The sequence below is a fragment of the Aeromonas sp. 9A genome (assembly GCF_963900955.1).
GTDB lineage: Bacteria > Pseudomonadota > Gammaproteobacteria > Enterobacterales > Aeromonadaceae > Aeromonas > Aeromonas salmonicida.
Window position 1 is genome coordinate 3,443,532 of record NZ_CAWRFG010000001.1, and the last position, 12,849, is coordinate 3,456,380.

General features: G+C 51.8%; 10 protein-coding genes. All 10 read right to left on the bottom strand.

What is annotated here, in order from left to right; all coding sequences use genetic code 11:
• On the bottom strand, positions 1–1,088 hold a 1,088-nt coding region (locus tag AACX78_RS15930), incomplete at its 3' end, for a glycosyltransferase family 1 protein (RefSeq protein WP_159166783.1).
• 28 nt (positions 1,089–1,116) lie between these two features.
• Positions 1,117–2,367 carry an O-antigen translocase gene (locus AACX78_RS15935; protein WP_159166784.1) on the bottom strand — a complete coding sequence of 417 codons (1,251 nt, stop codon included), beginning with the start codon at positions 2,365–2,367 and terminating at the stop codon, positions 1,117–1,119.
• Positions 2,364–3,467 carry a DegT/DnrJ/EryC1/StrS family aminotransferase gene (locus tag AACX78_RS15940; RefSeq protein ID WP_159166785.1) on the bottom strand — a complete coding sequence of 368 codons (1,104 nt, stop codon included), beginning with the start codon at positions 3,465–3,467 and terminating at the stop codon, positions 2,364–2,366. The genes AACX78_RS15935 and AACX78_RS15940 overlap by 4 nt, the downstream gene beginning before the upstream one ends.
• A gap of 3 nt (positions 3,468–3,470) precedes the next feature.
• A complete protein-coding gene (locus AACX78_RS15945) occupies positions 3,471–3,929 on the bottom strand; it encodes a DapH/DapD/GlmU-related protein (protein WP_201302878.1) in 459 nt (152 codons plus the stop codon).
• Complete coding sequence (locus tag AACX78_RS15950; protein ID WP_159166787.1) at positions 3,929–4,342, bottom strand: sugar 3,4-ketoisomerase; 414 nt, start codon at positions 4,340–4,342, stop codon at positions 3,929–3,931. The genes AACX78_RS15945 and AACX78_RS15950 overlap by 1 nt, the downstream gene beginning before the upstream one ends.
• Positions 4,342–5,211: a glucose-1-phosphate thymidylyltransferase RfbA gene (gene rfbA, locus AACX78_RS15955; protein WP_159166788.1), complete on the bottom strand. Its 870-nt coding sequence runs from the start codon at positions 5,209–5,211 to the stop codon at positions 4,342–4,344. Before rfbA ends, AACX78_RS15950 begins: the two co-directional genes overlap by 1 nt.
• Positions 5,208–6,311: a dTDP-glucose 4,6-dehydratase gene (rfbB, locus tag AACX78_RS15960; protein ID WP_159166789.1), complete on the bottom strand. Its 1,104-nt coding sequence runs from the start codon at positions 6,309–6,311 to the stop codon at positions 5,208–5,210. The genes rfbA and rfbB overlap by 4 nt, the downstream gene beginning before the upstream one ends.
• Before the next feature lie 768 nt (positions 6,312–7,079).
• A complete protein-coding gene (locus AACX78_RS15965; protein ID WP_159166790.1) occupies positions 7,080–8,486 on the bottom strand; it encodes an efflux transporter outer membrane subunit in 1,407 nt (468 codons plus the stop codon).
• A complete protein-coding gene (locus AACX78_RS15970; RefSeq protein WP_159166791.1) occupies positions 8,479–11,628 on the bottom strand; it encodes an efflux RND transporter permease subunit in 3,150 nt (1,049 codons plus the stop codon). The genes AACX78_RS15965 and AACX78_RS15970 overlap by 8 nt, the downstream gene beginning before the upstream one ends.
• Positions 11,629–11,645: 17 nt before the next feature.
• Positions 11,646–12,827, bottom strand: a complete 1,182-nt coding sequence (locus tag AACX78_RS15975) for an efflux RND transporter periplasmic adaptor subunit (RefSeq protein WP_159166792.1) — start codon at positions 12,825–12,827, stop codon at positions 11,646–11,648.
• Positions 12,828–12,849: the final 22 nt, after the last annotated feature.

Below are 12,849 nucleotides of genomic sequence, written 5' to 3' on the forward strand. Positions count from 1 at the left end.
ATATAGGAAATAGAATTTTTAACTATCTGATATCTAATATCTTGGTTGTTAATAATAAATTCAAGTGCGTCAAATAGCGTCTTTTGATTTGGTGTTCCATTAATTCCTAGTTGAGTTACAAGCCCTTGTATGGATGGAGAATCTTCGAAACCAGACACAACCAACTTTCCATTAGCCATACCGAGTATGCCATTTACTCCCCGGTCATAGCTATACAATTGATCTAGGAATATATCGGCAGAATCAAATCTTTTTATATACTCATCATAAGTCAATCCAGAAACGACTTCATAATTAATTTTGTCCGGGTATCTTTCTTTTAAAGACAACATAGTAGCATCAAGTATATCGTTACCTTTACGCAGATCTTTACCTTTTTGCCATCCATGAAATACATTTATGACGTTTCTGTTACGTATAAAAGATTGCGTCTCATATATATCCTTTGTTCGTAAGAACTGCTCTTGATCTATTGAAATGCCTATTATCTCGGTAACTTTATCAGACCAAGCATATGCATTTTTATAATCTATCAAACCAGGTATTATTTTTTCTGATATATTAACAGCATAGTTATTTAACTTTTTATACCCAATCCCATATATATACTTTAAAGAAAAAAGATAATTCTTAAATGTTGATAGAGTGAACTTATCTAATGGACTATATTTCAGTTTCCTACTTAAACATAGTTTGACCCAGTAATAGTCATCGCCTAAAGCACATAAAAAAAACTTTCCGTTATTTTTCTTGAGCTTTCTTAACAACATATAATTGGCAATTGAAGAGTATGCTGTTATCGGCGCTGGATTAATCAGCTGAACAATGTCATATCCTTTGAGTTCATCAAGCTGATTTCGCTTCTTAAAATAGGATATAACACCTTTAACGCCGAGATAATATAGAATATTTTTTACTATAGAATTTTTAAATAGTCTATTCTCAGAGATAGCAAGATCGATGTCTCGAGGAAAACTTTTATATCCATCACCATCAGATACTGTTGTAACGGTATATCCTTTAGCAATAAGATTTTTTGCTAAATTGGTATGTACACCGGAGTATTCTCCGACTAATAGAACTTTCATATAACCAAGCTCTCGAGGAAGTTAAATTTTAACGAGAAATTCTTTTAAGGTTTGAATACATAAATATGAAATAGCAAATATACGTTGCTAGGTAAGCTATAGTAGCTCCTTTAATTCCAACGTAGCATATCAACGGGTAAGAGAGTATGACAAAAAGGAGTGAGAATAAAATTTCAGTTGCTACAAATATCTTGGTTTTACCTCGGGATAACATAGGATATGCATAGAGCCAACTTGTAATTTTTATTACATCCCCACACAACTGAATAGCAAAGAGATCCCGTGCCGACTTGAAATCCTCTGTAAAAAGCAACCAAATAGCCACATCACGCAATAGATATACACCCAAAGCCATGATTGCAACGATCGGTAAAATTACCAGTGCCGTTTTATTGATCTCACTGACAATGGCATCCACACCGACCAGAGAGGAAAGACGAGGAAGGTAATAAGTCCCTAGCGCCATGGTAATAACCCCAAGGTAGACCTCTGATATTTTCCATACCGCCTGCCAATGACCTGCAGCTTCCCACCCCACTTGCTGGATCAAAATTGTACGAACTAAAATAAGCGATATAGGTACAGTCAAGGCACTGGTGATTGCCATCAACATATAACCACCAATAGACTTTCTCGCTTCCAAGTCGGTTGCGCCCCACCAATACTTCAATCTAAACCAGGGTTGGCGCAAGTTAGCAATCAGCATTACCAGTCCAATCAAGGCAGCCTGTACCGCAGCAGCCAACAAGGCTCCCTGGATATTGGCCATCACTATCATGGTCAACATAACACAACCGGATATAACGGCAGAGAGCATACCCAAACCAACATAGCGGCGATAAAGTTGCTGACCATTGATGATGGAATTACACAGTGTCCCTATGGCTGACAACGGCAAGACACAGACGGTAGCCATAACCACCCAAGTCAGCGTTGTATCTTGAAAAAGCCAGCTTGAAATGTGTTCGGCCAGAAGCAATCCGCTTGGAATCGTGATGGCAGAAATAATCACTACCCACTGTACTGCAGCTCGCCACCAGGGAGCACATGCCTCAAATCCCTGATCTTTCTTCTCAGCGGTATAACGTACAACCCCGCTGCCCACTGGGGCATTAATCACCCCATTGAACGCACCGACCATGCTTTGAACCTGGCCTAACATGGCCATCCCGGTGGGGCCAGTATAAATGGCCACCACCTTGGCAATGACAAACCCCATCGCCATTTTAAGGAGCGTCAACAGCCCCGTCATGGCAGTCACTTTAAGCAAGCGTCTCATGCTTTAAAGCCGTTCACCGCATCGATTACCCTTGTCACAGCCTCATCGCTCATGGTCGGATCCATGGGGAGAGAAAGGACTTGCTGATGGATCTGCTCTGTCAACGGCAGTCGGTAATCCTGGAATTCAGGGTACGCTTTTTGTTTATGGGGAGGTATGGGGTAGTGGATCAGCGTCTGGATACCTTGCTCAGACAACCATTGCTGCAACTGCTCACGTACATCACTGCATACCACAAATAAATGCCATACATGTGCGCTTTCATTTTCCACACAGGGTAGTGTTACGGAAGGATTGTTAATTCGTGCGCGATAGGATTGAGCAATACTTTGACGACGAGCAGTCTCCCCTTCCAGATAAGGGAGCTTGACCCGCATCATTGCCGCCTGAATTTCATCCAAGCGACTGTTGACCCCTTGATACAGGTTTTCGTATTTCTTGTGCGAGCCATAATTGCGCAGTGCTCTGATTGTCTGAGCCAACTCATCATCATTCGTTGTCACTGCACCTGCATCTCCTAGAGCACCCAGGTTTTTACCTGGATAGAAGCTGAAACCAGCTGCATCGCCCCAGTTACCCGCTCGTTTTCCCTCGATTGCTGCACCATGCGCCTGGGCACAGTCTTCCAGCACAAGTAGACCAGATTCAGCGGCAATCGCCATCAACTCTGGCATGGGGGAAAGCTGACCATAGAGATGGACTGGCAATATTGCTTTGGTCTTGGCAGTTATTACTGCACGAACAACGCTGGGATCGAGGTTATAAGTATTCGGGTTGGGCTCAACCAAGACAGGTACTAAATCGTTTTCGGTGATCGCCAATATGGACGCAATATACGTATTGGCCTGCACTATTACTTCATCGCCAGCTTGCAATTTTCCAAGTGCTTTCCAGGCACGCAGCACCAGATTGAGGGCATCAAGGCCATTAGCAACACCGATGGCATGTTTGGCGCCACAATAGTTGGCGAATTCCATTTCAAATTGGGCCAGCTCGCTCCCCATGATATACCAGCCAGAATCTATCACTCTTGCACAAGCATCTTTTAATTCTTTTTGGTATTGGCTATTAATAGTTTTCAAGTCAAGGAAGTTAATCATTTTTTACATCTCAGCATAACGGATTATTTTAGCCGGATTACCCACCACAACAGCATAATCGGGTACATCTTTTGTGACAACGGCACCAGCACCGACCATTGCATGTCTTCCTATCGTGATGCCAGGTAACAGTGTTGCATTGGCTCCGATAGATGCCCCATTCTTTATTAGCATTTTAGAGAATTCATCTGGATAAATCTTGGAGCGAGGATGCCTGTCATTCGTGAATGCAACACAAGGTCCGATAAAAACATCATCTTCGATTGTTATACCATCCCATATATACACACCAGACTTGATCGTGACGCGATCACCTATGATGACATCATTTTCGATTAATGTGTGAGCACATATATTGCATTCTGTACCAATTTTTGCGCCTTGTAGAACAACCGAATACTGCCATATTCGAGTATCCTTACCAATATTTTTTGACTGTACATCACTCAGAGTATGAATCATCACGTAACTCTCTTAGTAAGTATTAAGCCGCAAAAATCATCATAGTTCCTGATGTAGTCTTTCTCTTCATAGACATCACTGGCTAACACCAACAGTACACAACCTGCACTAAAATCATACATTTCATGCCACTGCATAACATCAATAAGAAGCCCTTGAGATGGTGAATCGAGAATGACTTCTGATTTATCCACGCCATCATCCATAACAAAACGACAACTGCCATTCAAACAAATAGCGATCTGTTGCAACTCTTTGTGGGCATGGAAGCCGCGGGCAACACCGTCCTGCGTACCATAAATGTAATAAACACGTTTTATTTCGAAAGGAATATTTTTGTTACCTTCCAGAGCAATTAACGAACCCCGTTCATCGCCTAATATAGGAAAATCGATTAATTTAATCACACTCATCACGAATCCTTTATCAGCTCCAGAAGATATTGCCCGTAGCTGTTTTTAGCCATTTTCAGCGCTGTAACGGCTACCTCGGTTTTACTCAACCAACCATTACGCAACGCAATTTCTTCAAGACAGGCTATTTTAAAACCTTGTCGAGCCTCTATTGTTGCCACAAAATTTGATGCTTCAAGCAAGCTTTCATGGGTACCGCTGTCAAGCCAAGCAAAACCGCGTCCCAACAGCTCAACATTGAGCTGATTACGCTCAAGGTACATCTGATTAATACTGGTTATCTCAAGCTCCCCTCGTTTGGAGGGTTCGACCTGTTTGGCAAAATCTACAACCTGGTTATCATAGAAATACAATCCGGTAACAGCAAAATGTGACTTAGGCTGTGCTGGCTTCTCTTCAATGGAGATGACACTTTGTTTATCATCAAATTCAACAATACCAAACCGCTCAGGATCTTGAACCTTATAGCCAAAGACTGTTGCGCCTTCCTTTCTGCCTGCGGCATCGAGCAACATCGGCGAAAACCCCTGCCCCCAAAACATATTGTCACCCAATATCAAGCAGACAGAGTCGTTACCAATAAACTCTTCACCTATGATAAACGCTTGGGCAAGCCCATCGGGGGTTGGTTGTACTGCATAAGTCAGCGAAATACCAAACTGGCTACCATCACCCAATAGACGCTGGAAACTTGTCTGATCTTCCGGAGTGGTAATAATCAAAATTTCCCTGATACCGGCAAGCATCAAGACCGACAGTGGATAATAGATCATGGGTTTGTCGTAAACAGGAAGCAACTGCTTGGAAACCCCCATGGTAATGGGATAGAGACGGGTACCAGAACCACCAGCCAGAATAATGCCCTTCATTGCTTTTTCTCCCCATACTGCTGGGTGATCCAGGATTGATAGGCACCGCTTTTAACGTTGTTGACCCACTGCTGGTTATCCAGATACCACTGTACGGTTTTGCGAATGCCCGACTCGAAAGTCTCTTCTGGCTGCCAATCCAGCTCGGCGCTCATCTTGCTGGCGTCGATGGCATAGCGGCGATCGTGACCGGGGCGATCCGCCACATAGTTAATTTGATCGCGGTAAGAACCAGCCTTGGGGACCATCTCGTCGAGCAAATCGCAGATGGTGTGGACCACCTCCAGATTCTGCTTCTCGTTGTGACCGCCGATGTTATAGGTCTCACCGATAACGCCAGTGGTCACTACCTTGTAAAGCGCGCGAGCATGATCTTCTACGTAGAGCCAGTCGCGGATCTGGTCCCCCTTGCCATAAACCGGCAGTGGCTTGCCATCCAGCGCATTCAGGATCACCAGCGGGATCAGCTTCTCGGGGAAGTGGTAGGGGCCATAGTTGTTGGAGCAATTGGTGACCAGGGTCGGCAAGCCGTAAGTTCGGCGCCAGGCGCGAACCAGATGGTCGCTGGAGGCCTTGGAGGCCGAATAGGGGCTGCTGGGGGCGTAAGGAGTGGTTTCGGTAAAGAGCGGCAGTGGCTTATTCCACAAGGGATGACCGGCACTCACCTCATCCGGATGGGGCAGATCGCCATACACCTCGTCGGTGGAGATGTGGTGGAAGCGGAAAGCCGCTTTGCGTGTATCGTTCAATTCGTTCCAGTAAGCGCGCGCCGCTTCCAGCAACGTATAGGTGCCAACAATATTGGTTTCGATGAAATCGGCAGGCCCCGTGATGGAGCGATCGACATGGCTCTCGGCCGCCAGGTGCATCACGGCATCCGGTTGATGCAGAGCAAACACCCGATCCAATTCGCTGCGATGACAGATATCCACCTGCTCGAAAACATAACGCTCACTGGCAGCCACGTCGGCCAGGGACTCCAGATTCCCCGCATAGGTGAGTTTGTCGAGATTGACCACGGCATCCTGCGTGTTTCGAATAATATGACGAACAACCGCCGACCCGATAAAGCCAGCGCCACCAGTGACAAGGATTTTCATAGGTATGCTCTTGAAATGAATATAAAAAATGAAGGTAAAACGAGTTGCAACAATGAGACTGGAGACAAGGATAAACATGTCTGACCGGCAGATTTCTGACTATCAAGGGGAAAAGTGCAATGGCTACCGCCCCTGAGTTACAGCTCCCAGTTCGCTGATTTTAACCAGAATGAATGTGCTGTTGGCCATCATGCCCTCCAGCTTGTGACGTAGTGGCTACTACCCTTGCCAACTACTTGCTTAATAAGGTTCGATGAGACGTTGATGTTCGAACCTATCTTATTGAGCTATTCCATTGCAACGACAGCGGTGGATTCTAACGCCTTTAGCGATCTGTTGCACCGTCAGATCTGACCCTTGATCTGGTTAATGCATCATCCTGGCTCACTCTCTTTCCGTTCCCGCTCTTTGCTTATATATGGCAAGGACAGTTGCGGCTAGTCTTTCGCTTGTTGAGTTACTATTTCTTTGATCTTAAACGCAAAAATAAATTTTTTACTCACCAGATCTTGCGGCAAGCACTAGTATGTATGGTCCTGAAAGGGTCTTGCCTATCTTCCGAACACTGTTCCAGTGCTATTTTGCGGTGTTGCAGCCCATTCCCATACTACTCAATGAGCTGGACATCGGAAACAGGGGGCCCAACTCGATAAAGCACGACGCATTATGTCATCAAGGTGCCATATGCATATGATCTTGCTCAAAAAACAGGGCGAACCGGATGGTTCGCCCTGTGGCTATATGATAACCCAAAGTGGGAGGTAATCGCTACTGCTGCCCTGTCATCGTGTCGGGGGCTTGCCAACCACCACCTATGGCCTTGTAGAGCGCCACCTGGTTGGTCAGCTGGGCCAGACGGGTGCTGATCAGGCCCTGCTTGGCACTGAACAACGAACGCTGGGCATCGAGCCGGGTCAGGTAACTGTCCACACCTTGCTCATAACGGAACTCCGCCAGCTTGAAATAGGTCTGGTTGGCTTCGACCAGAGCCTGCTGTGCCTGCAACTGCTGCTGATAGTCCGACTGGGCACCGAGGGTATCCGCAACCTCCTTGAAGGCGGTCTGGATGCTCTTCTCGTAGCTCGCCACCGCCTGCCGGGTACTCACTTCAGCCACATCAAGATCGGCGATACGTTTCCCACCGTCGAAGATGGGCAGGTTGATCTGGGGGATAAACGACCAGGTGCCGGTTCCTCCGTCAAACAGGCCGCTCAGCTGGTTGCTGGCCGTCCCCGCCGTCGCGGTGAGCGAGATGGAGGGGAAGAAGGCGGCGCGCGCCGCGCCTATATTGGCATTGGCCGCCTTCAGACTGTGCTCGGCAGCCAGGATATCCGGGCGCTGTTGCAGCAAGCTCGAAGGCGCACCCACCGGGATCGCCGCCAGTTTTACCTCGGCCAGGGTCACTGGCTGGCTGTCCAGCACAGGAACCTGGGTGCCAAGGAGCAGTGTCAGACCATTGCGATCCTGCTTCACCTGGCGTTGGTACTGGGCCAGGCTGACCCGGGCGCTTTCCAGTGCGGTACGCCCCTGGGCAAGCTCCATCTCTGAGGCCGCGCCCAAGCGATACTTGTGCTCGGTCAGGCCATAACTCTCCTGCTCGGTCGACAAGGTCGCCTCGCTCAGCGCCAGCAACTCCTGATCCGCCAGCAAGGTGAGATAGGCATTGGCCACCGACGCTATCAGCGCAATCTGGGTGCTGCGCCGGGTCTCAATCTCGGCAAGGTAGGTCTCCAGAGCCTGATCTTTCAGGCTCTGGATCCGGCCAAACAGGTCCAGCTCATAGGCGGTGATGCCGAGACTGGCATCGTACTGGCTGCTGATAGTCCCCTGCCCCGTGCTGCTGAGATCGTCGGATCCCTGCTGGCGGGTGCCCGAGCCGTTCGCTGCCAGGGTCGGCAGTTGCGCCGCCCGCTGAATACGGTACCTGGCTTCATACGCCTCGACGTTGAGAGCCGCGATCCGCAGATCCCGGTTGTTCTCCAGTGCAGTATCGATGAGCCTTTGCAGCGTCGGGTCGAGGAACTGTTGCTGCCAGGGGGAGACGGCCGCCTTCCCTGCTGTCTGATTGCTCTGCCATGAGGCGCCTTGGGGCAATTCGGGTCTTTGATAATCAGGGGCCATGGAACAGGCCCCCAGCAGCAGCGTCACGCTCAAGGCGACCAGTGTCTTAGTCATGATGGGTCTCCTTGGCAAGGGCGGCCCGCTCTTCCCGTGAATTGTGTTTGGTGAAATAGCGAGTCACCAGCACGAAGAACAGCGGCACGAAGAAGATGGCCAGCACGGTCGCACTGATCATCCCCCCCATCACGCCCGTACCGATAGCGTTACGGCTGCTGGCACCCGCTCCCGAGCTGATGACCAGCGGCAGTACACCCAGGATAAAGGCGAGGGAGGTCATCAGGATAGGACGCAGACGCAGACGCGCAGCCTCAACCACAGCGTCACCCAAGCCCATTCCCTTGTCGTACAGCTCCTTGGCAAACTCGACGATAAGTATCGCGTTCTTGGCCGACAGCCCTATGGTGGTGAGCAAGCCCACCTGGAAGTAGACGTCGTTCTCCAAGCCCCGCATGGTCGCCGCCAACACGGCGCCTAGGATGCCAAGCGGCACCACCAGCATGACGGAGAAGGGAATGCTCCAGCTCTCGTACAGCGCCGCCAGACAGAGGAACACCACCAGCAGGGAGATGGCGTACAAGGCCGGTGCCTGGGATCCCGCTTGCCGCTCCTGCAAGGAGAGGCCGGTCCACTCGATACCTATCCCTTCCGGCAACTGCTTCACCATCTGTTCGATGGCGGCCATGGCATCACCGGTACTCTTGCCAGGTGCGGCCTCACCTACTATCTCCATCGCGGAAACGCCGTTGTAGCGTTCCAGACGGGGTGAGCCAAAGCTCCACTCAGTGCTGGCAAAGGCAGAGAAGGGCACCATCTGACCTGTGCTGTTGCGCACATACCACAGCTTGAGATCTTCCGGGTTCATCCGGAAGGGGGCATCCGCCTGCAGGTAGACCTTCTTGACCCGACCCCGGTCGACGAAGTCGTTCACGTAAGAAGAGCCCCAGGCCGTAGAGAGAGTACTGTTGATGTCGCTGATGGAAAGCCCCTGAGCCAGCGCCTTCTCGTAGTCAATCTTGACGTCGAGCTGGGGCGTGTCTTCCATCCCGTTCGGGCGCACCCGCACCAGGTTGGGATCCTGCGCCGCCATGCCAAGCAACTGGTTGCGCGCCGCCATCAGCTTATCATGACCCAGTCCTGCGCGATCTTGCAGGTAGAAGTCAAAGCCGGTGGCCGTGCCCAGTTCAGGAATGGGAGGCAAGTTGAAGGCGAACACCTGGGCTTCCTTGATGCTGAACAGATAACCCATGGCGCGGCCTATGATGGCGTTGGCGCTGCGATCCGGGCTGCTGCGCTCTTTCCAGTCTTTCAACTTGATAAACGCCATGCCGCTGTTCTGGCCGCTACCGGCGAAGCTGAAGCCCGCCACCGTCAGCACAGAGTCGACGTTGTCCTTCTCGTTTTTCAGGAAGTAATCGCGCATGTCCGCCAGTACCACTTCGGTGCGCTGCTTGGTAGCACCGACCGGCAGTTGCACCATGGACATGATGACCCCCTGATCCTCTTCCGGCAGGAAGGAGGTGGGCATGCGCATAAATAGCACGGCCAGTACTGCCAACATGGCCGCATAGATGATGCCGTAGCGAACCCCCTGCTTGAGCACTTTGCGCACACCGCTTTGATAACGGTTTGCGCCTGAATCAAAGACGCGGTTAAACCAGCCAAAAAAGCCGCGCTTGACACCATGCTCGCCATGCTTGATCGGTTTGAGCAAGGTGGCACACAAAGCAGGCGTCAAGATCAGGGCCACCAGCACAGACAACACCATGGCCGAGACGATGGTGAGAGAGAACTGACGATAGATGGCACCGGTTGACCCGCCAAAGAAAGCCATGGGCACGAACACGGCAGAGAGCACCAGGGCGATCCCCACCAGGGCGCCGGTGATCTGGGTCATGGACTTGCGGGTCGCTTCCAGCGGGGAGAGATCCTCCTCGCTCATCAGCCGCTCCACGTTCTCCACCACCACGATGGCATCATCCACCAGCAGGCCGATGGCCAGCACCAGACCGAACATGGTCAGGGTGTTGATGGAGAAGCCGAACGCCGACATGACGCCAAAGGTCCCAAGCAATACAACCGGCACGGCTATGGTCGGGATCAGGGTGGCACGGAAGTTCTGCAAGAACAGATACATGACGCAGAACACCAGGAAGATCGCCTCGATCAGGGTCTGTACCACCTCCTCGATGGAGATCTGCACGAAGGGGGTAGTGTCGTACGGATAGACCACCTTCATGTTGGCCGGGAAGTAGGCGGAGAGCTCGTCCAGCTTGCCGCGGATCTTCTCGGCGGTATCGAGGGCGTTGGCACCGGTCGCCAGCTTGATGGCAACCGCCGCGGTAGACTGGCCGTTGTAGAGCGCATCAGCGTCGTAGTTTTCACCCGCCAGCTCAACCCGGGCCACATCCTGCAAGCGTACCTTGGAGCCGTCCTGATTCACCCGCAGCAGGATATTGTTGAACTCCTCCACGGTAGAGAGACGGGTCTGCCCCATGATGGTGGCAGTAAACTGCTGACTTTCGACCGAGGGCGTGCCCCCCACCTTGCCAAACGCCACCTGGGCATTCTGTGCCTTGATGGCGTTCTGCACATCAATCGGGGTCATCTGTACCCGGGTGAGCTTGTTCGGATCGAGCCAGACACGCATGGAGTACTGGCTGCCGAACAATGTGATGTCCCCTACCCCGTCCAGACGGCTCAGCGGCTCCTTGATGTTGGCCACCACATAGTCGGCCAGATCATCGCTGTTCATGCTGCCATCACCGGAGATGAAGGCCGCCACCATCAAAAAGCTGCTGGATGTTTTTTGAACTTTTATCCCCTGCTGCTGCACTTCTTGCGGTAATAGCGGTGTGGCTAACTGAAGTTTGTTCTGCACCTGCACCTGGGCAATATCGGGATCTGTCCCCGCCTGGAAGGTGAGGGTCAGCGACACATTGCCGGAGGAATCAGATTGAGAAGACATATAGAGCAGGTGATCCAGCCCCGTCATGTTCTGCTCTATGACCTGGGTCACAGAGTCTTCTACCGTCTTGGCAGAAGCTCCCGGATAGCTTGCAGAGATACCCACGGCGGGCGGTGCAATGCTGGGATACTGGGAGATCGGCAGACCTATGATGGCCAGGCTCCCCGCCAGCATGATCACCAGGGCGATTACCCAGGCGAAAATGGGTCTGTCTATGAAAAATCGTGACATGAGGCGACTACTCCATCCTACTTGTTGGCCGGGGTCTGTTCAGACAGCGCTGTGGCCGCCTGTTCAGTGGGCGCCACGACAGCCCCGGGTTGTACCTTTTGCAGACCGGCGACGATCACCCGCTCACCCGTCTTGAGACCGGATTCCACCACCCAGTCACTGCCAACGATGCGGCTCACCTGTACCTCGCGCAGCTCGACCTTGTTGTCCGCCGTCACCACCATGACGGTAGCGCCCCCCTTGGGGGTGCGGGTCACGGCGGTTTGCGGCACCAACAGCCCTTCGGCTCGCTCGCCCTCTTGCAGAGTGGCGCGCATGAACATGCCGGGCAGCAACAGTTGATGAGGGTTCGGCACTATCACCCGCAGGGTCACCATGCCGGTGGTCTCATCCACTGTCACGTCGGAGAACTGCAATGATCCCTCTTCGCTGTAGCTGCTGCCATCTTCCAGCTGAAAGCGCACCTTGGCACCCTTGTTCTCGTCCTGAACGAGCTTGCCTGCGGCGATCTGGCGCTTGAGGCGCAGCAGGTCGGCGGTGGACTGACGCACATCCACATACATGGGATCGAGCTGCTGGATGGAGGTAAGACTGTCAGCCTGCTGGGCTGTCACCAGGGCACCCTCGGTCACAGCTGACTTGCCGATGCGACCGCTGATGGGGGCCGTGATGCGGGTATAGGCCAGATTGATGTTGGCACTCTGCAAGGCCGCCTTGGCAGCGCCTATCTCGGCCAGTTGCTGCTTCCAGGCGGCATCGGCGTCGTCATACTCCTGGCTGCTGATGGCTTTCACCTTCACCAGTTCGGCATAACGCTTTGCCTTGAGGCGAGCGCTCTGCTCGTTGGCCAGTGCCTTGGCCAGATTGGCCTTGGCACTGGCCACATTGGCCTGATAAACCGCGGGGTCAATCTGATAGAGCAGTTGCCCGGCCTTGACATCGCTGCCTTCGGTAAACAGACGCTTGAGAATGATGCCACTCACCTGGGGACGCACCTCGGCGACCCGCAGCGGCGCACTGCGACCGGTCAGCTCAGAGGTGAGTTGCAGCGGTGCCGTGTGTAGGGTCACTACACCCACGGCGGCGGGTGGCATGTCACCCGGCCCTTGCTGGGCACCGCCCTGTTCGCCACAAGCTGTCAGCAGGCTACTTGCCCACAAGGCAAGACCAACCGAACGTGCGAGAATATGTTTATGCATGGAGAACCTTAACCTTTGTCAG

Coding starts and splice junctions, on each gene's coding strand:
- AACX78_RS15935 (WP_159166784.1), bottom strand. CDS start 2,367: ATGAGACGCTTGCTTAAAGTGACTGCCATGACGGGGCTGTTGACGCTC.
- AACX78_RS15940 (WP_159166785.1), bottom strand. CDS start 3,467: ATGATTAACTTCCTTGACTTGAAAACTATTAATAGCCAATACCAAAAA.
- AACX78_RS15945 (WP_201302878.1), bottom strand. CDS start 3,929: ATGATTCATACTCTGAGTGATGTACAGTCAAAAAATATTGGTAAGGAT.
- AACX78_RS15950 (WP_159166787.1), bottom strand. CDS start 4,342: ATGAGTGTGATTAAATTAATCGATTTTCCTATATTAGGCGATGAACGG.
- rfbA (WP_159166788.1), bottom strand. CDS start 5,211: ATGAAGGGCATTATTCTGGCTGGTGGTTCTGGTACCCGTCTCTATCCC.
- rfbB (WP_159166789.1), bottom strand. CDS start 6,311: ATGAAAATCCTTGTCACTGGTGGCGCTGGCTTTATCGGGTCGGCGGTT.
- AACX78_RS15965 (WP_159166790.1), bottom strand. CDS start 8,486: ATGACTAAGACACTGGTCGCCTTGAGCGTGACGCTGCTGCTGGGGGCC.
- AACX78_RS15970 (WP_159166791.1), bottom strand. CDS start 11,628: ATGTCACGATTTTTCATAGACAGACCCATTTTCGCCTGGGTAATCGCC.
- AACX78_RS15975 (WP_159166792.1), bottom strand. CDS start 12,827: ATGCATAAACATATTCTCGCACGTTCGGTTGGTCTTGCCTTGTGGGCA.